The sequence below is a fragment of the Chimaeribacter arupi genome, from assembly GCF_002858805.1.
GTDB lineage: Bacteria > Pseudomonadota > Gammaproteobacteria > Enterobacterales > Enterobacteriaceae > Chimaeribacter > Chimaeribacter arupi.
On the sequence record NZ_PJZI01000017.1, the window covers coordinates 33,795 to 56,510 of the forward strand.

Genomic DNA, 22,716 nt, shown 5'->3' on the forward strand with positions numbered 1-22,716 from the left:
TTAACGGTTTGGAATAATCATATGAAAGCACTCTCCTCTCTGCTTGGCACAGGCTCCGCACAGGCGATCGGCGCCGCTATCGCGGCCGGTGACATCACCTCTTGCCAGGCCACCGAATGGTACCTGAACCGGATTAAGCAGGATAATGCCGGGGCAACGGGCATTAACTGCGTCCGCAGCCTCTCGCGCCTCGCCCTCGAAGAGGCAAGCCGTGCGGATGCCGAACTCGCGGCGGGCCGTTCACGCGGGCCGCTGCACGGGGTGCCTTATCTGGTAAAAGATAACGTCTTCACCCTGGACGGCAGTTTTGCATCGGCCGGCGCCCGCGCCTTGGCCGGCTTCCTCCCGCCTTATGAGGCCACGCTGGTCACGCGCCTGCGCGAAGCCGGGGCGGTGCTGCTGGGTAAAACCCACCTCACGGAATTTGCAGATTTTGTCTCAGACGTGATGCCTTCGGGCTTCAGTGGGGTCGGCGGTGTCGTCCGGCATCCTTTGGGGGGCGAGTATGGCCGCGGGCTGGGGTCGAGCGTCGGGTCGGCGGCCGCCGTCGCGGCCGGGTTTTGTGCGTTTGCGATTGGGTCAGAAACACAAAATTCGATCCAGGCCCCGGCGGTGCATAGCGCTATTGTCGGCTTCAAACCCACGGTCGGCCGCGTCAGCCGTCATGGGTTGATCCCGCTGGTGCCGAGCCAGGACTCACCGGGGCCGTTAACCCGTACCGTGGAGGACGCGCTGCTTGTCTATCAGGCCATCGCCGGGGCCGATATGAATGACACCGCAACGCTGGCGGATTTCGCTGACGCAACCGGTCATGGCGGCATCCTGCAAGGGCTGCGAATCGGGGTGCCGCGCCGGTTTATCGCAGATAATGTGATGACCGAAAGCCGGAAAGCGGCCTTTGATCAGGTGCTGGCCCGGTTGGCGCAGGCGGGGGCGGTGATTGTCGACCCTTGCGATCTGCCGTCCGCTGACGCGCTGCATGAGGTGCGATCCTGTGTGTTCCGCACTGAATTCAAGGCCAGCCTGAACACCCTGCTGTCCACGCTCCAGCCATGCGGCATGGCATCACTGGCGGATATTATCGCCTGGAACCACGCCCATCCTGACGCGATCCCTTACGGCCAGTCGCTGCTTGAGGCCGCGAACGTCTCACCCGGTATCCGTTCCCCGGAATATGTGGCAGACCGCCGCCGTGACATTGCGCTAAGCCAGGATGCCGGCATCCTGGCCGCGTTGAAAGCGGGCGGCGCCCATATCCTGCTGTCACCGATGGCTGCCGCCGCCAAATGCACCGGGAAAGCGGGCGCGCCGGTGGTGGCGCTCCCAGTGGGTCAGGATGACGAGGGCTTGCCGTTCGGCATCACCCTGTACGCCGCGCCGGGCCATGATCAGGCAGTGCTGCACGCCGCACAGGCCATTGAAAGGGTAGTCGGGAAACGCATAACGCCCGCGTTTGACGGCGGGCGTTAATAACAGCCTGAGCGGGGCGGGCACGGTGACGAACCCGGCCCCGCGATGTGTCAGCCCGTCAGCCGGGCGCGATGAGATAACGCGCCTGCGGCAGGCGGTCAGCCTGATGGAATGCATAGACCCGGTTCTGGATTTTCTGATCGTTCATGGTGTAGCGCTCAAGCTGGCGCAGATGCTCCATCCATGACCCCACCACGAAAGTTTCGACGAAAATGCCCGGTTGCAGGATATCTTCATACACTGACCAGTTCATCGCGCCGCCGCGCCGCCGCACGCGCCTCATATCCTGCATACACTGCGTAAAGCCTTTCGCATCTTCCTCGCGGATCAGGTATTCGTAGCTCACCCGGACCGGGCCGCGATCGTGATGGATATCCAGCGCCGGTACCGGCTCATTGATGTCGCTGGTGTCCAGATTCAGGTCAGGATCCTTATCCAGCCGCCAGCGCAGCACGGTCAGGCAGGAGAGCGCGAGCCCGGCGGCCGCCACACATAACGAGGCCGGGATGCCGTAATGCGACGCAAGCTGGCCCCAGAGGGCGCTGCCGACGGTCATGGAGCCGAAGAATACCGTCAGGTAGACCGCCAGGGCGCGCGCTTTCACCCATTTCGCCGCGCTGCGTTGTGCCCCCAGGTTCAGCGTGGAGAGCACCGCAATCCAGGCAAAGCCGGTGAAAAACTCAAACGCATTCAGCAGCCAGAACTGCCGGATAAACGCCAGCGCCAGCATGGTGACGCCAAACAGCAGGCTGGCGAGCACCATCAGCTGGTCCGGGTTGAAGCGCTTGCGCAGGCGCGGCAGCAGCACCGCACCACAGATCGCGCCGACGCCGATGCAGGCCAGCATAATGCCGTAGCCGCCCGGCCCGAGGTTCAGTTCACGCCGGGCCACCAGCGGGAGCAGCGCCCAGCCGGCACTGCCGAACAGGAAGAAGGCCACGGTGCGCACCAGCACATTGCGCAATACCGGCGCAGCATGGACGTAACGCAGCCCGGCGCGCACGGCGGAGAAGAAGTGCTCCGGCGGCAGGCGCTGCACCGTCGGCTCCGCTTTCCAGCGGTACAGCACCCACGCCACGCCCAGCACCGACAGCGCATTCAGCAGGAATACCATCCACGGGCCGGCGAACGACAAAATCAGGCCGCCCAGCGCCGGGCCGATGGCGCGGCTGATATTGATCCCCAGTGAGTTGAGCGCGATCGCCGGGCCAAGCTCATGCTTGCTGACCAGATCCGGCACGATGGCCTGGAACGGCGGGGAGCTCATCGCGGCCCCGGCGCTCATCAGGAAGGCGGCAACCAGCAGCACCAGCGGTGTGACATGCCCGGTAAAGGAGAGCACCGTCAGCCCGACCGCGGCGATAAAGACCCAGAGCTGGGAGAACAGCAGGTACTTCCGGCGGTCGATAATGTCGGCCAGCACGCCTGACGGCAGGGCAAACAGAAACATCGGCAAGCTGCTCGCCGCCTGCACCAGCGCCACGCTGAGCGGATCGGCACTGAGCGTCAGCATCGTCCAGTTCACGCCCACATCGTTCATCCATGAGCCGATATTGGACACCACGGTAGCCAGCCACAACATGCGGAAGACCGGCTGGCGCAGCGGCTGCCAGGGTGACGCCGCCAGAGGCGGGGTGGCCGCCGGGCTGGCGATCACCTCCTCTTCCTGCGTGGCAGCATGAATGTCGTTAACCTGCGCCATAGCGCACCTCTTTATGCCGGGATGACCCAATGCGCCACCGGCCGGGGCCGGTTATCGCCAGGGTGGTGAAAATGATGAGCAGCAGCCAGCCAAACTGCCCTTCCGCGATGCTCCAGCCAGGGTGGACAAACAGCATCGCCACCAGCAGCACGCCGATAACCGGCAGGCAGGCCAGCCGGGTAAACACGCCGAGCAGGATAAAAACCGGGCAGATGACTTCGGCAAAAATGGCCGGCAGCAAACTCATATAGGGACCGAGGCCAAAAGGATCCTCGATGCGTGTCAGTTCTTCGCTGAAATGGAACACCTTCGGCAAGCCGTGTACATACAGCAACAGCAGGCAGCCGGTCAGGCGCAGGAAGAACAGCCCCGCATTGATGCGGGGCGGCTGAGAGTGGAGGCTCTTCATGATCATCAGAACGCGAAGCAGCTGCAGCCGAGCGCGCCCCAGAAGGCGTTCTCTTCCGACACCGGCAGGTTGGCCCCCCGCGCGATGTCATGCGAATGGCTGTGCACGCCGCACGGCCCGCTGCACTGGTGCGCCTGCTGCATCATGCCGACGCGGGTCGCCGCCGGCGGCGCGCTGCGGTAATGGCCGGGAACCGTGACCACCGGTGACCACTCCGGCAGCACCGGGATAGACGGGGGGGCCTCTGCGCTGAACGCCCCGGCCGCGTAAACGATATTGCCGTCCACCACGGTCAGCACGGACTCAATGCCTTTGATCTCCTCTTCCGGCACGCGGAAATAGTCTTTACTCAACACCACCATGTCAGCCAGCTGGCCGGCCTGGATCTGGCCTTTTTTGCCCTGCTCGCTGGAGAACCAGGCGCTGCCCTGCGTCCACAGCATCAAGGCGGTGTCACGATCCAGGCGCGCATTGACGTCATACATCTGCATCCCGCCCACAGTGCGGCCGGAAACCAGCCAGTAAAGCGCCGTCCACGGGTTGTAGCTGGCGACGCGGGTGGCGTCAGTGCCCAGCCCTACCGGTACGCCGGTTTCCAGCATCCGCGCCACCGGCGGCGTGTGGCGGGTCGCCTCAATGCCGTAGCGCTCGGCAAAGTATTCCCCCTGGAACGCCATACGGTGCTGCACCGCAATGCCGCCGCCCAGCGCTTTGATACGGTCAATGTTACGCTGGGTCACGGTTTCGGCGTGGTCAAAGAACCAGTGCAGCCCGTCAAACGGGATCTCACGGTTGACCTTTTCAAAGACGTCCAGCATCCGGCTGATCGATTCATCGTAGGTGGCGTGCAGGCGGAACGGCCAGCGGTGCTCTACCAGATGGCGCACCACGCGCTCCAGTTCATCTTCCATGCCGGGTGCCAGGTCCGGGCGCGGCTCGAGGAAGTCTTCGAAGTCAGCCGCGGAGAACACCAGCATTTCCCCGGCGCCGTTATGGCGGAAATAGTCGCTGCCCTGGCCCGGCGACAGCATATCCGTCCATTTTTCGAAATCTTCCAGCTCATGGCCGGGGCGCTGGGTAAACAGGTTATAGGCGATGCGGATCGTCATCTGCTTCTTCTCATGCAGTTCCGCGATTACCTCATAATCTTCCGGGTAGTTCTGGAAGCCGCCGCCCGCATCAATCGCGCTGGTCAGGCCGAGGCGGTTTAGCTCGCGCATAAACTGGCGCGTGGAGTTAACCTGTTGCTCCAGCGGCAGTTTCGGGCCTTTCGCCAGCGTGGCGTAGAGGATCATGGCGTTCGGGCGGGCAATCAGCATCCCGGTCGGGTTGCCGTTGCTGTCGCGCTGGATCTCGCCGCCCGGCGGGTTCGGGGTGTCACGGGTATAGCCGACCACTCTCAGCGCCGCGCGGTTAAGCAGGGCACGGTCGTACAGGTGCAGCACAAACACCGGTGTATCCGGTGCCGCCTCGTTGATTTCATCCAGCGTCGGCATCCGGCGCTCGGCAAACTGGAACTCCGTCCAGCCGCCCACCACCCGCACCCATTGCGGCGACGGGGTGCGCAGCGCCTGCTCTTTCAGCATCCGCAGCGCATCGGCCACGGACGGCACGCCTTCCCAGCGCAGCTCGAGGTTGTAGTTCAGGCCGCCGCGGATCAGGTGCAGGTGGGAGTCGTTCAGGCCTGGGATGGCCGTATGCCCTTTCAGGTCGATCACCTTGGTCTGTTCACCGTGATGCTGCATCACATCGGACAGGCTGCCGACCGCGAGGAATTTGCCGTCGCGGATCGCCACGGCGTCTGCCAGTGGGTTGCCGCGGTCAACGGTATGAAATTTACCGTTCGTGAGAATGATGTCGGCTTTACCGAGGGTAACCATAGAACCTCCTGAAGTGGGGTGCCCCTGGCGGCATGGCGCGCCGTGGGCGGAGAAATGCCCTGCCGTAAACGCAGGATAAGGGAATGGCGGGATTATGGTGAGCCGGGCGGGAAAGCGTCTAGTATACGAAAGGATAGGTATCCTTTCGTATAGGTATACTTAAAGATAATAGCCTGAAAAATAAAAGGTTCCTACACTGCGCTCAGACAGTAGGCCGCCGGCACGGCGCGTTCCGGCACAGTGCCCTGTCATGTGATGCCGTGCGTACGCCACGGCCTTTAGCCACCTTTACCTCAATGGGAAAATTATGACGATGAGCAAACTTGAAGTCCTGACGCCGCAAAACTGCCAGATTATCTTTATCGACCAGCAGCCGCAGATGGCTTTTGGCGTCCAGTCCATGGATCGCCAGGTGCTGAAAAACAATGTGGTGGCGCTGGCAAAAGCGGCCAAAGTCTTCAATATCCCGACCGTGCTGACCACGGTTGAGACGGAAAGCTTCTCGGGCAACACCTTCCCGGAACTGCTGGACGCCCTGCCGGGCCAGGACATCCTGGAACGTACCTCCATGAACTCCTGGGATGACCAGAAAGTGCGTGACGCGCTGGCGGCCAACGGCAAGAAAAAAGTGGTGGTGTCCGGCCTGTGGACGGAAGTCTGCAACAACAGCTTTGCGCTGTGCGCGATGCTGGAAGGTGATTACGAAATTTACATGGTGGCGGATGCCTCCGGCGGCACCACCAAAGAAGCGCATGATTTCGCCATGCAGCGCATGATCCAGGCAGGCGTGATCCCGGTGACCTGGCAGCAGGTGATGCTGGAGTGGCAGCGTGACTGGGCGCACAAAGAGACTTACACCGCGGTGATGGACATCGTCCGGGAGCATTCCGGTGCCTACGGCATGGGCGTGGATTACGCCTACACCATGGTGCACAAAGCGGAAGCCCGCCTGCCGGGCAACCACCAGACCCTGGCACCGGTGCCGGCTCGCTAATCTGCCTGGCCGGCCGGTGCGCCCTGCGCCGGCCGGCCCCGTTGCCGCACGTTACCACCATGTTGCTGAAGACCTGTATTTTGTCATCAGGCGCAGGTATTCTTATTGGCATTCTTATGCCTGATGGCCGTCCATTCACCGTGCCGCGACTGCGCCCGGCGTGACCGACACCCCTCCACCTTCTGATGATAAAACTTCTTAGGGAAGCGTGATAATTAAGGATAACAGCATGCAGCTGTCGCAGCGCATCGTCGTCGTCGATGATGAACGTTCTGTCCGCAAGAGTTTAACCAACTTGCTTGAGTCCGAAGGCTATGCGACGCAAGCCTTTGAGTCGGCAGAATCTCTTCTTGGCGATGAAGCAGCGATGGCCAACGCCGCGCTGTTTATCATTGATGTACAACTCAAAGGCATGGACGGTTTTGAGCTGTTCATTAACCTGACCCGGCAGCTCAAAAACCCGCCGGGCATCATTATTTCCGGTAACGGCAACGAGAACACGCTGAACTATGCCATCAGCCTGGGGGCCATCGCCTTTTTGCCGAAGCCTATCGATATCGATACGTTGTTTGAACATATCCATCAGCAGTTTTTCTCAAACGCCAACCGCCTATGACTGCCCATCCGCCCGCGTCAGAGCGTGCAGAAAGCCACGCGATTGTCCTGCCCGGCGAGGCGGTGTTCAGCGCCCTGGTGCAGGAGGGCCATATCGAGTGGCTGTCATGCCGCGATCCGGCCACCGGTGACACCTTCACGCTTGCCACGGCCGCCTCAGACGACGCCGTTTACCCCGTCACGCAACTGCTGAAAAATGAGTGTTCATTGCGGGCAAAACTCTCTGAGCAATGGGCGCTGAAACCGCTGGGGCATACCCTTTACAAAGGCCGCTACGCGCTGGTTTTCCGCCCCTTCGCCTACCGCACGCTGGCCGATACCCTGTGTGTGCCGCCCGGCCCGCTCCAGGCATTTCTGCACAGCGCCGTGATGCTCTGCCAGGCGCTGGGGCAGATGCACCAGCAGGGGCTGGTACACGGGGACATCAAACCGGCCAACTTTTTCTTCCTTGAGGAAGGAAAGGTGCATCTGGGCGGGTTCGGGCTGGCCGCGGTCGACACCCAGGTGGTTCAGCAGGCGAGGATGCCGGTCACAGGCGGGACACCGGCCTACATGTCGCCCGAGCATACCTCCCGGACGGCGCACCCGGTCAGCCGCGTCAGCGATCTCTACAGCCTGGGCATCGTGCTGTATGAGCTGCTCACCGGCAAACTGCCCTACGGCAATGCCGGGGGCGGGCACGATGAATGGGTGCACCACCACATCGCCTCGGAAGCGCTGCCGCCGCACAGCCTGCGCAACGAGGTGCCGGCCGTGCTCTCGTCGATTATTTTACGCTTGCTGGCCAAGTCACCGGAATACCGTTACCAGACGGCAGAAGGCGTGATCGCCGATCTGCGGCGCTGCCAGTCCAACCTGATGCCTGACGGTATTATTGAAGGCTTTACCCTGGGGTTACAGGATGTGCAGCATTCCGCGTTATCTGCCGAGGCGCTGTTTACCGAACACCCCCAGGCTGCCGCGGTGCTGGCCGCGTTTGACGACGTCAGCCGCAGCGGCAAACACAGCCTGGTCGCTATCGGCGGCACGCCCGGTGCCGGTAAATCCTCCCTGCTCGCGTCGGTGCTGAAAACGCTGCGCAACAAAAACGCCCTGCTGAGCGTGGTGAAAGCGGATCAGCATTCGCCGGTATTGCCCTATGCGGTGTTTACCACCGCCTTCAGAACGCTGGTGCTCCATCTGCTCGGGCTGCCCGCCGACGACATGGCAGGCTGGAAAAGCCACCTCATGCGGCGGCTGGGCAGCGCGACCGGCCTGGCGGTCAACCTTTTGCCCGAGCTGGGCATCCTGCTTAACCAGCCCGCGGCCATGCACACGCAGACTTACTCGCCCGATGCCGGGGACCGTTTCACCCTGGCGGCCTGTAGCCTGGCGAAGGCCTTTACGGCACCGGGCAGGCCGCTGGTGTTGCTGATTGATGATATCCACTGGGCTGACCAGGCGACCCTGCAACTGCTGGGCAGCCTGCTGAGCGCCGGCGAAGATATCCCGTTGTTGCTGGTCATCACGCACCGGGACGCCGTGTCATTGCCCTGCCCGGACGTGGCCGCCCGCCTTACCGGCCTGCGCGCGGCGGCCCACCGGATTGTGGATATCACCCCCCAGCCGTTGTCGGTCAAACAGATCGCCCGCTGGCTGGCCGGGCTGCTCCATACCCGCAGCGCCGCCACCCTGGAGCTGGCGGAGATCATCCATGAAAAAACCGCCGGCAACCCGCTCGCCACGCGGGAATTTTACCGGCAGGCGGTGCGGGACAACCACATTACGCCCCTGGCACCGTTTAAATGGACGTATGACGCCCCGGCACTGAAAAACTGCCACTACACCGCCAACGTCGCCGCCGGTGTCTTAACCCACCTGGAAACCCTGTCTCCTGCTGTCCGCCTGCTGCTGGGAAAACTTGCCTGTGCCGGCAGCACCGGCGAGCTGGAGGTGATGGGCAACATTCTCGCCACCCCGGTGGCGGAGATAAAGGCCACCCTGTTACCGGCCGTCACTGCCCGGCTGGTCAGCCTGACCGGCACCGGTTATGCCTTTATGCATAAAAGCATGCATGAGGCCGCGCTTAATTTACTGGCACCCGACGAAAAAGATGCGTTCCATTACGCCGCGGCCTGCCATTACGCCCAGGCCGCCGGCCAGGACAGGGGCGGTGCCCTGCTTTTCTGGGCCGCGCACCATGTGATGTCGATCAAACAAGCCCGCGGCCTGGTCACCGAGACGGAACCCGTCTGCCGCCTGCTGCTTCAGGCGGGTAAGCAGGCCAAAATGACCGGGGATTACGTCTCTGCCCTGCGCTATTTACAGGCTGCCCGCGGCTTCAGAGAAACAGAAAGTCATCACAATGACAGCGAACTGCTGCTTGAAGAGGCGGAGTGTGAGTTCTTAAACGGCAACCTGCCGGCGGCGCTGGAGGCAGGCTCAAAAATCCTGGCCTTGCCGGGTGACATGACGGACAAAGCCGAAGCGGCCTGTCTGGTGGCTGAAATCCATATGCGCCGTTCTGACAGCCAACTGGCGCTGGAAACGGCGCTCGCCTGGCTCTCGGTGTTCGGCATCCGGTTGAAACGCTACCCGGATAAAGCGGAGTGTGACGCGGCCAGGCTGCTGCTGAAACAGGATGTCGGCAAAAACCCCTACACCCGGTTCCGCACCCTGCCGCGCCTGGATTGCCGAAAAACCGAAGCCATCATGGACCTGATGGCCAGCGCCAGCACGGTGGCTGCGTTCATCAGCCCGCGCCTGCAATTTATGATCCTGTGCCGGTTGCTGCACCTGACGATGGCCCACGGCATCAGCGGTGCCTCGACGCTGGCGCTCTCCTGGTACGGCGTGGTCTGCGGCGACCAATATGACGAGTACAGCCGCGGCTTTGCCAGCACGCTGCTGGCGCGGGAGCTGGTGTATAAGCATGATTTTGTCAGTTATAAAGCCCGTACGCTGCTGCCGATAGACCAGGTCAGTATCTGGACGATGCCCCTGACCTACGCGATTGAGTGCGCCAAAGCGACCTTTGATGTCGCCGTGGAGAATGGCGACCGGACGACCGCCTGTCTGGCGCTGCGCCACCTCACCATGAACACCCTGGCCCGCGGCGATCACCTGGACAGCGTCCACACCGCGATCACCCGCGGCATGGTGTATGTGCGCAAAGCCCAGTACCGTGACGTGGAAGTGATACTGCGGATGCAGCGTGATTACGTGACGTTCCTGCGTAAACCCAGCGGCGGGGCGTTCAGCGGTGACCAGTTCCAGCCGCCGCCGATCAACGCGGCCAGGCCGGAACTGGCCGTGGAACCGCTGTTTCTGATGCAGTTCTGGAGCCGCCTGTATAAAGGCATGGCGCACTTTTTTGCCGGGGAATATGACGCGGCCGGGCGCTTTTTTGCCGAGGCCGCGCCGTTGACGGCGTTCATCCCCGGCCATGTCCATATCCTGGATTTCCACCTGTACAGTGCGCTGGCGCTGTCAGTTCCCCTGACGCCCGCTGAGTTTGACGGGCAAAAGCGCCGGGGTTTTATGCGCCACCTGGAGAAAGTGGTCACCTGGGCGAATGAGAATGCCAAAACCTTTGCCGACAAAGAGGCGTTGCTGCGTGCCGAGCTGCTGAGGCTGGGCGGCGACGCGACACAGGCGATGGAGCATTATGAACAGGCCATCGCGCTGTCACGCCAGGGGCAATTTTCCCATCTTGAAGGGCTGGCCTGTGAGCTGGCGGCGCGTGCAGCCTATGACCGGGGCATGGCGTTTGCCGGTGATGCCTACCTGAAAGGCGCGATGTCCGCCTGGGATCGCTGGGGGGCCGGGGCAAAAGTGCGCCAGCTTGAGATGCGCTACCCGGCGCTGGCCAACCAGACCCCACAGACGGCATTAAACACAGTGGCGTTTGAGCAAAGCTCCCTCATCAGCGATTTGCAGAGCATGGTTACCGCGATGCGGGCGCTGACGGAAGAGATCGACCTCCACCGCCTGATCAACATCCTGATGGTGATGCTGGTGGAACGGGCCGGTGCCCAGCAGTGTATGCTGATCCGCCTGACCAAAGATAACGTGCCGGAGATTCAGGCCAGGGCCACCACCACCGTGGAAGGGATCAAAGTTAAAATCGTCAAAGAGCTGCCGGTGGCGACCGATCTGCCGCTGTCGATCCTCTCTGCGGTGATCCGTACCGGCCGGGAGATCCGCACCGGCAAACCTGAAGTCTTCAGCCCGTTCAGCCAGGACAATTACCTGGTGGCGTCAGGCGCTGCGGTGATGTGTGTGCCGATGTACCGCCAGGCCCAAATGGTGGGGGTGCTCTATCTCGAAAACCGGCTGATGCCGGATGTGTTCACCGCTGAGCATTCACGGATTGTCTCCATGCTTGGCGCGCAGGCCGCCGTCTCGCTGGAAACGGCCCGCCTCTATGCGGAGCTGCTGGATGAAAACATCCAGCGCCGCAAAATAGAGAAGCAGTTGCGCGCCAGCCAGACGTCACTGATCCTTGGGGAAAAAATCAGCAATACCGGCACATGGCACTGGATGCTGGAGCCGGACATCCAGCTGATCTCGGATGAATACAAACGCATCATGGGGCTGCCGCCCGGCCAGACACGCACCTCCATGGCGGAGTTCCAGAGCCGCGTCCACCCGGATGATATCGGCAGCCTCAAAGAGCTGATCGACACCAGTGTGCTGAACGGGGCGGTGATGCAGGCGGAGTTCCGCATCATCCGCGATGACGGCGAATGCCGTTACATCAAAGGCATTGGCGAACCGGTCGAAAACTGGCCGGAGGTGGCGGAGTATTTCGGCACGCTCACGGACATCACCGCGCAACGCCACTCGGAGGATGCCGTGCGGATTGCGCAGGCTGAGCTGGCCCGCGTGGCGCGCGCCACCACCGTCGGCCAGCTTACGTCGTCGATCGCCCATGAGATAAACCAGCCGCTGATGTCCATCGTGGCCAATGCCGGGGCCAGCCTGCGCTGGCTGAAACGCGACCCCTTGCATCTCGACAATGCCACCCAGAGCATTGAAGAGATCATCCGCGAGGGGCAGCGCGCCGGTAACATCATCCGCGGGTTACAGGCGCTCACCCGTAACCAGGTGTCAGAGTTCGCGCCGGTCAGGCTGCACCTGATCACGCGGGATATCCTGGCCTTGTCCCGGCAGGAACTTGAACGCCGTTCGGTGTCGCTGGAGCTGGATTTGAGCGCGCAGCATGATGAGGTGTGCGGCGAGAGCGTCCAGATCCAGCAGGTGCTGCTGAATCTGGTGATCAATGCCATCGAGGCAATGGCCGATAACCGCGGCGCGCGCACCTTACGCATCGCCTCCGCCAACCTCCCGGCGGATTGCCTGCGCATTGAGGTCGCGGATAACGGCACCGGCCTGTCTGACGAGGTGTTGGGGAAACTCTTCGATTCGTTCTACACCACCAAGGCAGAAGGCATGGGGATGGGGCTGACCATCAGCCATGAGATTATTAAACGGCACGGCGGCGTGCTTAATGCAGAAAACCGCCTGGGTGGGGGCAGCCTGTTCTGGTTTACCCTGCCCCTGAGCACGCCGGATAACAGGTGACGGCCGCGCGCCCGGCAGTGACGCGGGGCGCCGGTAAATACCGCCACGTCCGGGTAAAAAACGGCACCCGCGTTTCAATTATCTTTTCGTATACCTATCCGTTTGTATAGCTACTGTTTCTCTCTTTTTACGCTGATAATCTTCCTACGGTTTTTATTTCAGGCATCGCGCTATTCTCAGCGGATACCTGAAACATTGCGGGATAATTATGTTTCAGCCTACCTTCAGCCCGTCACCGGCTTATTCCCCGCATAACAGACGGGAAAATATCAGCCCGGCACCCACGGCGAATATCGTATTGCATAATGAGAGAGTGTCACTCGCCATTATTATCCCGTCATTATTGCCGGGAGGGCATGATGTCAGGATTATGGGCGGCCTGTCCGGACATATTACCGCGCGGGACGACGCGATCTTTGCCGTGGTGCAGCAGATGGTGGCGTGGATTGAACATAATCTGGATGAGCGTTTGTCGGTGGAGAAAATTTCCCAAAAGAGCGGCTATTCCGTCTGGCATTTCCAGCGCAAATTTGTGCAGTTCACCGGGCTGAATGTGTATGAATACGTCCGCATACGCCAGGTCATCAGCGCCGCCTTTGCCCTGACCCGCACCCGGAAAAAGATCCTGGAGATTGCCGTTGAAAATGGCTTCAGTTGCCAGACTGCCTTTACCCGCACATTGCGGAAAATGACCAGGCTGACACCGGGCCAGATGCGCCGGCAATTTACCGGCCACGATCAGGGGCTGATACATTTTATTGGCGCATTGCTCCACCCGGCAAATAACCGGGAAGAGTCCGCTTCTTTCCTCTGACGCCAAAATGTTGAGTCGTGCGTTATTTGCGGTTGGAGCTGACGGCATATAACGCAACACTTAACCTATTTGTGATGTATTGACTGACTTACAGGGAATATTAATGAAAATTAAAATGAGCGCGGTCGCGGTATTATTGGCGGCCCAGATGTCGGCGGCCTTTGCGGCCGATAATGACAATACCTCGGCACCGACAGCGGGTGTGAACGCCTTTCTGAACGTGCTGAACGGCAGCGGCGGCAAACCGATTGAGCAGCTTTCGCCTGCCGCCGCCCGTGAGGTGCTGATCGGCGCGCAAAAAGGCGCGGCCTTGCCGCCTGCCGTTGTCTCTGAAAAAGTGATCACCGTGTTGGGGCAGCCTTTGACACTCACGGTTGTGAAGCCGGAAAACAGCACCGGTAACTTGCCGGTGTTTATGTTCTTCCACGGCGGCGGCTGGGTGCTGGGGGATTTCCCGACCCACGAACGTCTGGTGCGTGATCTGGTCAACGGGTCGGGTGCCGCGGCGGTGTTTGTTAACTACACGCCCTCGCCGGAAGCGCACTACCCGGTGGCCATCACCCAGGCATACGAGGCCACCAAATGGGTGGCGCAGCATGGCGGGGAGATTGGCGTCGACGGCTCGCGCCTGGCGCTGGCAGGCAACAGCGTCGGCGGTAATATGGTGGCGGCGGTGGCCCTTCAGGCGAAGCAGTACCATTCACCGGCTATCCGTTACAGCGTTATGCTGTGGCCGGTGACCGATGCCCACTTTGACACCGCCTCGTACCAGCAATTTGAAAACGGCCATTTCCTGACCAGGAATATGATGAAGTGGTTCTGGGACAACTACACCACCTCAGAAAAAGACCGCAATAACATCTTCGCCTCGCCGCTGCGTGCCGACAGTGAACAGCTCAAAGGCCTGCCGCCGACGCTGATCCAGACCGCCGAGCTGGACGTGCTGCGCGACGAAGGGGAAGCCTTTGGCCGCAAGCTGGATGCCGCCGGTGTGCCGGTGACCGTCACGCGCTATAACGGGATGATTCACGACTATGGCCTGCTCAACGCCCTGAGCCAGGAACCCACCGTCCGCACGGCGCTGCAACAGGCCTCTACAGCACTGAAAACCCACCTGCAATAATCAGGGGCCGGCAGCGGGGCGCTGCCGGCATCTGTTCCAGAGCGGCAGGAAAACAGGCCTGCCGCTTCCTGCGTGATCAGCATATGAAAACAGCACACCGCCATTAACATCATGTTTATGCCTGGAAGCCCCCGGCAAAAACGGCCATTATGCAGGGTATCGTTAACCGCTTTTCGCCGGGCAGAGCGCCGGTGGATGTTTTTGGGAAAGCGGGTTACTACTCTTCCCCACCCTGAAAAGGCGAATAAACAGGCGAATTATGGCTGAGATGATTCAGATGCAGGGCGTCATGCCGATCCTGTCCGTGGATGAGGATATTGCCGCACAGCTCCGGGCATTCGTACAGGATAAAGACGCCTTTTCGCCGAATACCTGGCGGCAGTTGCTGAGTGTGATGCGCAGTTGCTGCCGCTGGGCGCAGGCGCACCAGCGCACGTTCCTGCCGATGTCCCCGGACGACCTGCGGGACTACCTCACCTTCCTGCAAACCTCCGGGCGGGCTTCCTCCACCATTTCCACCCATGCGTCCCTGATTTCAATGTTACACCGTCACGCCGGGCTGGTGTCGCCGAATAGTTCACCGGCGGTGTCACGCACCATGAAGAAAATCAACCGTGTGGCGGTGGTGTCCGGCGAGCGCACCGGGCAGGCGGTGCCGTTCCGGCTGGCGGACCTGATGGCGCTGGATGCAGGCTGGGCAAGCTCGCTGCGGTTACAGGCGCGGCGCAACCTCGCTTTTTTGCATGTGGCGTACAGCACGCTGTTGCGGGTCAGTGAACTGGCGCGTTTGCGGGTCGGGGACATTACGCAGGCGGAGGATGGCCGCGTGATCCTGGATGTCGGCTACACCAAAACCATCGTGCAGACCGGCGGGTTGGTCAAAGCGCTCAGCGCCCTCTCCTCGCAGCGCCTGATGGAGTGGATCGCCATTGCCGGGCTGGCCGGAAAGCCGGACGCCTACCTGTTCTGCAAAGTCCACCGCACCAATAAAGCGATCGTGACGACACGCGCGCCGCTCAGCACCCCGGCGCTGGAAGCGATTTTCGCCCAGGCCTGGCAGGCCGCCGGGCAGGCGAAAACGGTAAAGGCGAATAAAGATCGCTACCTCGGCTGGAGCGGCCACAGCGCCCGCGTCGGGGCCGCGCAGGACATGGCCCAGCAAGGCTACAGCGTGGCGCAGATCATGCAGGAGGGCACCTGGAAAAAGCCGGAAACCCTGATGCGCTACATCCGCAATGTGGAGGCACACCAGGGCGCGATGGTGGACTTGATGGAGAAAAAAAGCCGCCGGTGAGGGTTCTGGTTTTCCGGCGGTGTCACCACGATCACCGGGAAGCGCCGTTCCCCTCTCCTGCCTCATTCAGGGCCTGAAGAATGTTCTGCGCAGCCACCGTCCCCATTTTCACGTAAGACGCGTCACTGACCCCGCCAATATGGGGTGAAAGAATCACATTGCTGATTGCCTGCCAGCGATGCGGCGCCGTCAGGGGTTCGCTGCTGAAGCTGTCCAGCGCCGCCCAGCGGAGTGTGCCGTCATTCAAGGCATGAACGAGTGCCGGTTCATCAATCAAACCGCCGCGGGCGGTATTGACCAGAATGGCACCGCGTTTAAAACATGCCAGCGTACCGGCATTGATCATTTCACGGTTATCCTCCGTCAAAGGGCAATGCAGCGAGACCACATCAGCCTGCGCGAGAAGCTCATCAAGCGTGCTGACCGCATCGCAGCCCGCCGGAAACTCCCCGGCATAGGGATCGCAGGCGATGACGCGCATACCAAACGCCTGGCCGGCACGTGCGACCCGGCGCCCAATCGCTCCCAGGCCAATAAGCCCGAGCGTTCTTCCTTCCAGCTCCAAAGACTTATGCACGGACTTGTCCCAGTGCCCTTCACGCAGGCGCGCATCAAGCGTCACCACAGATTTTGCACAGGCGAGGATAAGCGCCCAGGTATGCTCGGCAACGGCCGCAGCATTCGCACCCGGCGCTGAACAGACGCGAATATGCCGCGCGGCAGCGGCCGGCTGGTCGATAACGTCGATGCCGCTGCCGTGCTTGGAAATCACTTTCAGTGCCGGGGCCGCATCCATGACAGCCGCCGGGATTTTGCCGTAACGCACCAGAATGGCGACCGGGTTATGCCGGCGGCAAAGGGTGATCAGTTGCGCTTCATCAGGCTGTTTGCCGGCAAACACCAGCTCATAACCGGCCAGCAGTTGCAGCGCCTCGTCGGCCAGATCACTGCCTGTGACCAATACCACGGGACGACGGTTCATCAGAGGCTCTCCCCGTCATCCAGCATACCGGCACTGCGGAGGGCATTTTCCAGCCAGGGTGCGCGTGTATCCCCGGCGCGGATGGCCGCGATGCGGCGCGTCTCCCCTTCCAATTTTTTCTTCGCGAGCGCAATAACGGCGTTGACGTCGCCCCGCGGAATGACGACCACACCATCCACGTCACCCACCACCAGATCGCCCGCCTGCACCTGTGCGCCCGCCACGGACACCGGGTAGTTCACCCGCCCCGGAATGAGCTTGGTAGGGCCGCAGGGATTAAGCCCGGCGGCAAAAACAGGGTAGTCCTGCTTAGCCAGGGTATCGGCATCGCGCACCGCACCGTCGATGATGATGCCGGCAATCCCCGAGGCTTCTGCCTGGGTCGCCATAATTTCCCCCAGCAGCGCACAACTGAGATCCCCTTTGCCATCAACCACAATCACATCACCTGGCTGGGCAACAGCAAGCGCCGCATGGATGGCCAGATTATCCCCGGGGCGCACTTCCACCGTCACGGCCGGCCCCGCTACTTTCATGTTTGGCGACAGCGGTTTAATCCTGCCGTGCAAGGTGCCCCGGCGCCCGGCCACATCTGCCAGGATCGCGGCCTGGTATTCAGCAGCAAGACGGACATCTTCCGCGGACACGCGTGTTACCTCACGGTTAATCATGGGTTGAGTCAGGTTGGTCATAGCCCCTCTCTAGTTTTACTGTGTAAAACACATGTGTACAATATAAAACAACTATAGCGGGGCTTGACTGGGGTTAGCCATACCCCCGGCCCTGTTTGTGACGTAAACACGAGGTGACTCACAAAAATTCAGGTACACTCGGGAGACGTCAAAAAGGAGAAAGTAATGGGTAATGAAGGTGTTATTGCGGTGGAAAAGGCACTGGCGCTGCTTGACTGCTTCCGCCCCGGTGACAACAGCCTGACGCTGACGGCACTTGCTCAGGCATCGGGCTATCACAAGACCACGGTGTACCGTCTGATGAACTCCCTGGAGCGGATGAATTATGTCGTCAGGCATGAGAACGGCAGCTATGGGCTGGGGCCGCGCCTGCTTTATCTTGGCAAACTCTACGAGCAATCTTTCCATCTGGCGAGCGTCGTGCAACCTGAATTGCAGCAGCTGGCTCAGGCCACCAGTGAAAGTGCCAGCTGGTATGTGATTGAAGGCGGCCAGCGGTTGTGCCTGTTCCGTGCTGAGGCGTCTGAAGGCCTGCGCCACAGCCGCCTGCCGGGCACCACCTTTGCTCTGGATGATTCCGCCATTGGCCAGGTGCTGCGCCACTGGGGGCGGGAGGAAGCGCTGTTTAACCATGAGCCTGTACTGCCCCTTTACACTTCAGGCGCCCGCGACCCCCATACCGCGGCTTTCGCCATACCGGTATTTGGGGTCAACGACAAGCTGATAGCGGCACTGGCGCTGACCGGGCCCGCTTCGCGGCTGGTGGAATCCCGCCGGGATGAAGGCGTCGCGCAACACATGTTCAGCACAGCCGCCCGTTTGTCGCTCAAGCTCGGTGCATCAACACGTTTTTGTGAAACGCTCTATGGGGCGGACGAGGCGGGAAGCACTGCATAACGAAAACAGCCGATGCCTTGCACCGGCTGTCTGGTTTTGCGATTTAATGGCTGGTGACACCCTCTTTTCCAACGCCCTGCTGGGTCATTTTTCTTCCCATCACGACAACTGCAACGCCGCCGGCCAGACAGAGCGCAGCCAGGGGCACCAGCGCCAGCGTATGGCTGCCGGTGTGCTGATTGATAATCCCATACACATTCACCATGACGCCCCCGCCTATCAGGTTAGCGATGGCCCCAATGGCGGCCAGCCCGGCAGCCGCTGAAGAGCTGCTCATCCAGCCGGAGGCCAGCGCCCAGAACGGGCCTTTCATGGAGTACGCGCCGACCAGAATCAGGCTCAGGATAATAATGGTTGAAGGCAGTGAGAGGCTGATAAAGGCCGCACCAATTCCGCCTGCAATCATGAACAGCGTCAGCGCGGTATGCCAGCGGCGTTCACCGGTACGGTCTGAATTGCGTCCCCATACAATCATCAGCACTGAGGCCAGGCCATAAGGGATCGCATTGAGCAGGCCGATCGTCATGTTATCGAGCTGGAATGATTTCAGCAGTTGCGGCGACCAGACGCTCAGGGTGGTTCCTGCCGCCGAGGCGCCCGAGTAAATCAGCGCAAACAGCCAGATCTGGCGGTGCCGGAGCAGTTGCCAGGTGGAAATATGGCCGATGTTTTTCCGCTGTTCGCGCTCCGCTGCCAGGGTGTCTTCAAGCCACTGTTTCTGGTCGCTTCTCAGCCAGCGGGCATCTTGCGGGCGGTTGCTCAACACAAAATACGCAGCAACGCCCAGCAGCACCGCCGGCAGCCCTTCAATAATGAACAGCAAATGCCAGCCACGCAGCCCCAGCCAGCCGTCAAGCGTCAGGATGAGGCCCGAAAGCGGTGAGCCGATGAAGTTTGCCAGCGGTATCGCGACCATAAACGAGGCGATAATCCGCGCGCGGTAGCGTGAGGGGATCCACCAGGTCAGGTAAAGCACGACGCCCGGAAAGAAGCCTGCTTCAGCGGCACCCAGCAAAAAGCGCAACACGTAGAGAGACGTGGAGCTTTCCACCAGCGCCATACACATCGACACAATCCCCCAGCTGATCATGATGCGCGGGATCCACAGGCGCGCCCCGACCTTTTGCATCGCAAGATTGCTGGGAACCTCAAAGATAAAGTAGGCCACGAAATAAAGGCTGCTCGCGAATCCAAACGCGGCTTTTGACAGCCCCAGATCTGAGCTCATCTGTAGCGCGGCCATGCCGATATTACCGCGGTCAATAATGGATACCAGGTAACTCACCACCAGAAAAGGCAGTATCCGCCAGATGACCCGACGCATGGTTTCGCGCTCCAGCGCAGTGGCATGAGCGCGTTTCAGGTTTTGTTCGGTCATTCTATCCTCGCAGGCTCTGATTAGAATAATAGGACAGCGTTGTTGCACTCTGTAAAACTTGGTTGTACTAAATAAACTATCAGAGTCTTGCTGCATTACCGCTCTCCCGATGGAGGGTTGCGGAATACATCACAAATCCGTGCAGGTCAGAATGACGTTTTGTGATCAGGGCCTAAAGTAAGCTGCAACCGCATTGTGTGTGTTTTATACACGTGCTTGCCCTCTGCGTGTGATTACCGTGACGCGTGCCGGGCTGACCAATCCCGCTGCGTGGATCATGTTGCTGAAAAGCATACCTATTACGTACTACTTCATACTTCATATTTCACACTTAACATCGGTGACTTACGTGTTGCACGCTATGCCCGTCAGGGGTGAGTGCTGAAAACCGGTGCGCGAGGCGCTGATTTACCTTGAGCAAAAAGGCGTGCTCCGCCAGCAGCGCAACCGTGGCTTTTTCGTCAATGATGATTATGCGCCGCAACCCCTGGCGCAGAGTGAGCCGGAAAGTGACGGCGATATGCCGGAGTATTACCAACTGGCCGAAGACTGGTTACAGGATAAGATCAGCGCCGAAGTCACCGAGCTTTCCCTGCAAAAGCGTTATAACCTGACCAAAACCCAACTGACCACCCTCCTCGCGCGCGGCGTCAGCGAAGGGTGGATTGAGCGTAAGCAAGGCTATGGCTGGCGGTTTTTGCCGGTGGCGAAAACCAAAACGGCGATTGAACACCTCTTCAGTTTCCGCATGGTGATTGAGCCGATGGCGATGCTGGAGCCGACCTTCAACGCCCCGCGGGAAAAACTCAACGCGCTGCGTCAGGAGCTGGAGATGCTGGCCGCCAGCGGCATTGAGCGGCTGTCGCCGACGCAACTGCAACTGTGCGGTTACCGTTTTCATGAAACCGTCATCAGCTTTTCCAACAACCCGTTTTTCGAAATATCCCTGCGTAACGTTAACCGGATGCGCCGCCTGATGGATTACCGCATCATGGACGACCGCAACCGCTATTACAGTGAAGTGGAAGACCATATGCAGTTGCTGAAGCTGATTGAGGCGGGCCAGCTGATCGACGCGTCCTATATGATGAAGCAGCACCTGCATAAGGCACTGGAAAACAAAAAATTACGCCGGATCGCCGTGGAAAGGCCGGCGTAAGGGCGTGGCCCCGTAGCGGGGCCGGACACCCAGTCTCAGCCCGCCACCGAGTAGAGCGGGTAAAGCCCCATCGGCAAGCCGCATCCCAGGAAAATCATGCAAGAATAAACGCCCACTTGAAGGTGTACTTTTGGTGGTCGCTGAACTCCACGCCCGCCAGCCCGACCAGCAGATAAGTGGACGCCACCAGCGGGCTGAGCAGGTGGACCGGCTGCCCCACCAGCGACGCCCGGCCAATCTCTGCCGGTTCAATGCCGGGGAGCTGGAAGAGACGGCCAGGCTCTACTTTATTCTGCGGCCACATGGCATGAACACCTTAACCCGTGAAAATATTGATGAGTTAAACACCCTGTTTGCCATGCGCTGATTGCCCGATCGCCAGACAGGCAAAAGCCCGCATTCTGCGGGCTTTTTCAGATGCGCTTACAGATGGAACGCCAGGCATGGTGCTCCCTGCTCCGTTGTTTTTTACAACTTATTTTTTATAAAGTCCTGATAAAACAAATGAATGGTTTAAAATAATAAGTATTACTTCATACATAGTACGTATTAAGTAATTATTGACACTTATTACATATGAAGTCATATTGATGCGATTATGCAACTATGAGGGATAGCGATGATCACCATTATCGGGTGCAACAAAGGTGGCGCAGCCAAAACCACCACCGCCATTAATTTAGCGGTAGGGCTGGCGATGCGCGGTGAAGATGTGTGCCTGGTGGATGCGGATGTTCAGCGTTCAGCATCACGCTGGTATGCAGAACGGGAAAACGCCGGGTTGACGCCTGCCATCACGCTGATTGAAAAACGGGACAACATTTCTCAGACGCTGAAAAGCCTCGACCAGAAATACAGCCACGTTATTGTGGATGTGGCCGGGCGCAACAGCCGTGAGCTGATCACCGGCGGTACCGTTGCCCACCAGATTATCGCCCCTCATCAATGTTCGCAGCTGGACCTGGACACCCTGGTTGAATTGCAGCAGCAACTGGAAAGTATGCGGGATTTGAACCCGGAACTGCGGGCGTATTGCTACCAGAGTATGGCGACCACCAACCCGCTGTTGCGCGGCAATGAACGCAAAGAGTTCCTGGATTTCGTCGCCGAATTTGAGGGCATCACCCCGCTGCAATCCGTCGCCTGTTACCGCAAGGTTTACCGGGATGTGATGTCTGAAGGCAAATCCGTGCTGGAAGCGCCGAATGATCAAGCCAGAAGCGAAGTGCTGGCACTGATTGAGGAGGTGTTCTGATGGCCCTGAAAAAACCGGTTCGCCAAAATGTGTCAGCATCCGATGCAGACGCGCTGGCCAGAAAGCTCGCCGATCGCCCTTACGGTGAAGAGAAAAAAGAAGAGGATGTGGTTGCCCGAACCACCATCTCGTTACCCAAATCGTTGCTGATTAAGCTGGAAGATGTGGCGCTGGACAACAAGCGTGCCGGGCGCGAGCCGAAAAGCGTCAGCGCGTTAATCCGCCTGGCGACTGAGCAATACCTTGATTCGCATTAATTTCATAAGTATGAAGTAATATTTCATATATGCTATTTCATAGAGCATAACGAATACTTCATACTTAATCAGTGCGCAGTATGAAGATGAAAGATGACATGATACGTCATCTCTCATTCTTCATATCGTCTCTTTCATTCCCCTGAATGCATACTCTTACCTCTGCGCCATCCTCCATTCGTAATACTTCATACCGCCATAAGTCATACTTCATCTTTCATACTTAATAC

17 protein-coding genes and 1 pseudogene are annotated in these 22,716 nt (G+C 59.9%); 11 read left to right on the plus strand and 7 right to left on the minus strand.

Going from position 1 to position 22,716, the window contains the following annotated elements; genetic code table 11:
* Positions 1 to 21: 21 nt before the first annotated feature.
* Positions 22 to 1,470 (plus strand): amidase family protein, encoded by a 1,449-nt coding sequence (locus tag CYR52_RS11535; protein WP_101828619.1) that lies wholly within the window; start codon positions 22 to 24, stop codon positions 1,468 to 1,470.
* A gap of 58 nt (positions 1,471 to 1,528) precedes the next feature.
* On the opposite strand, the gene CYR52_RS11540 is transcribed toward CYR52_RS11535, so the two are convergent.
* The 3 genes from CYR52_RS11540 to CYR52_RS11550 are packed head-to-tail and all read right to left on the minus strand — an operon-like array spanning position 1,529 to position 5,461.
* On the minus strand, positions 1,529 to 3,172 hold the full coding sequence (locus tag CYR52_RS11540; protein WP_101828620.1) for an MFS transporter: 1,644 nt from the start codon (positions 3,170 to 3,172) through the stop codon (positions 1,529 to 1,531).
* The gene (locus tag CYR52_RS11545) at positions 3,159 to 3,587 is read right to left on the minus strand and encodes a DoxX family protein (protein WP_394854021.1); all 429 of its coding nucleotides are present in this window, start codon (positions 3,585 to 3,587) and stop codon (positions 3,159 to 3,161) included. The genes CYR52_RS11540 and CYR52_RS11545 overlap by 14 nt, the downstream gene beginning before the upstream one ends.
* Positions 3,587 to 5,461, minus strand: coding sequence for an amidohydrolase (locus tag CYR52_RS11550; protein WP_101828621.1), 1,875 nt, complete (start codon positions 5,459 to 5,461; stop codon positions 3,587 to 3,589). Before CYR52_RS11550 ends, CYR52_RS11545 begins: the two co-directional genes overlap by 1 nt.
* Positions 5,462 to 5,768: 307 nt before the next feature.
* Between CYR52_RS11550 and CYR52_RS11555 the strand changes: the two genes are divergently transcribed.
* The 6 genes from CYR52_RS11555 (at position 5,769) to CYR52_RS11580 (ending at position 15,866) form a co-directional block, all read left to right on the plus strand.
* Positions 5,769 to 6,455 carry a hydrolase gene (locus CYR52_RS11555; protein ID WP_072932335.1) on the plus strand — a complete coding sequence of 229 codons (687 nt, stop codon included), beginning with the start codon at positions 5,769 to 5,771 and terminating at the stop codon, positions 6,453 to 6,455.
* A gap of 229 nt (positions 6,456 to 6,684) precedes the next feature.
* Positions 6,685 to 7,071, plus strand: coding sequence for a response regulator transcription factor (locus CYR52_RS11560; protein ID WP_072932333.1), 387 nt, complete (start codon positions 6,685 to 6,687; stop codon positions 7,069 to 7,071).
* Positions 7,068 to 12,635 carry an ATP-binding sensor histidine kinase gene (locus CYR52_RS11565; protein ID WP_101828622.1) on the plus strand — a complete coding sequence of 1,856 codons (5,568 nt, stop codon included), beginning with the start codon at positions 7,068 to 7,070 and terminating at the stop codon, positions 12,633 to 12,635. The genes CYR52_RS11560 and CYR52_RS11565 overlap by 4 nt, the downstream gene beginning before the upstream one ends.
* A gap of 208 nt (positions 12,636 to 12,843) precedes the next feature.
* Positions 12,844 to 13,449 carry a helix-turn-helix domain-containing protein gene (locus tag CYR52_RS11570; RefSeq protein WP_101828623.1) on the plus strand — a complete coding sequence of 202 codons (606 nt, stop codon included), beginning with the start codon at positions 12,844 to 12,846 and terminating at the stop codon, positions 13,447 to 13,449.
* Between the two features lie 103 nt (positions 13,450 to 13,552).
* Positions 13,553 to 14,572, plus strand: coding sequence for an alpha/beta hydrolase (locus CYR52_RS11575; protein ID WP_101828624.1), 1,020 nt, complete (start codon positions 13,553 to 13,555; stop codon positions 14,570 to 14,572).
* A gap of 259 nt (positions 14,573 to 14,831) precedes the next feature.
* Positions 14,832 to 15,866, plus strand: coding sequence for a tyrosine-type recombinase/integrase (locus tag CYR52_RS11580; RefSeq protein WP_241522411.1), 1,035 nt, complete (start codon positions 14,832 to 14,834; stop codon positions 15,864 to 15,866).
* 31 nt (positions 15,867 to 15,897) lie between these two features.
* Here the strand turns inward: CYR52_RS11580 and CYR52_RS11585 are convergent, their stop codons facing one another.
* A complete protein-coding gene (locus CYR52_RS11585) occupies positions 15,898 to 16,848 on the minus strand; it encodes a hydroxyacid dehydrogenase (protein WP_072932327.1) in 951 nt (316 codons plus the stop codon).
* Complete coding sequence (locus CYR52_RS11590) at positions 16,848 to 17,540, minus strand: RraA family protein (protein WP_101828625.1); 693 nt, start codon at positions 17,538 to 17,540, stop codon at positions 16,848 to 16,850. The genes CYR52_RS11585 and CYR52_RS11590 overlap by 1 nt, the downstream gene beginning before the upstream one ends.
* A gap of 165 nt (positions 17,541 to 17,705) precedes the next feature.
* Between CYR52_RS11590 and CYR52_RS11595 the strand changes: the two genes are divergently transcribed.
* On the plus strand, positions 17,706 to 18,437 hold the full coding sequence (locus tag CYR52_RS11595) for an IclR family transcriptional regulator (RefSeq protein WP_072932323.1): 732 nt from the start codon (positions 17,706 to 17,708) through the stop codon (positions 18,435 to 18,437).
* Positions 18,438 to 18,480: 43 nt separating this feature from the next.
* Here CYR52_RS11595 and CYR52_RS11600 read toward each other — a convergent pair whose 3' ends face one another.
* Positions 18,481 to 19,815 (minus strand): MFS transporter, encoded by a 1,335-nt coding sequence (locus tag CYR52_RS11600; protein WP_072932321.1) that lies wholly within the window; start codon positions 19,813 to 19,815, stop codon positions 18,481 to 18,483.
* 391 nt (positions 19,816 to 20,206) lie between these two features.
* Here CYR52_RS11600 and CYR52_RS11605 point away from each other — a divergent pair, with 391 nt between their 5' ends.
* A complete protein-coding gene (locus CYR52_RS11605) occupies positions 20,207 to 20,974 on the plus strand; it encodes an FCD domain-containing protein (protein ID WP_241522412.1) in 768 nt (255 codons plus the stop codon).
* A 94-nt stretch (positions 20,975 to 21,068) separates the two neighbouring features.
* On the opposite strand, the pseudogene CYR52_RS11610 reads toward CYR52_RS11605, so the two are convergent.
* A pseudogene (locus tag CYR52_RS11610) lies at positions 21,069 to 21,230 on the minus strand (citrate transporter); the annotation flags it as partial.
* A gap of 363 nt (positions 21,231 to 21,593) precedes the next feature.
* On the opposite strand from CYR52_RS11610, the gene CYR52_RS11620 reads away from it, so the two are divergent.
* The gene (locus CYR52_RS11620) at positions 21,594 to 22,229 is read left to right on the plus strand and encodes an AAA family ATPase (protein WP_101828626.1); all 636 of its coding nucleotides are present in this window, start codon (positions 21,594 to 21,596) and stop codon (positions 22,227 to 22,229) included.
* Complete coding sequence (locus tag CYR52_RS11625) at positions 22,229 to 22,486, plus strand: hypothetical protein (protein WP_072932317.1); 258 nt, start codon at positions 22,229 to 22,231, stop codon at positions 22,484 to 22,486. Before CYR52_RS11620 ends, CYR52_RS11625 begins: the two co-directional genes overlap by 1 nt.
* Positions 22,487 to 22,716: the final 230 nt, after the last annotated feature.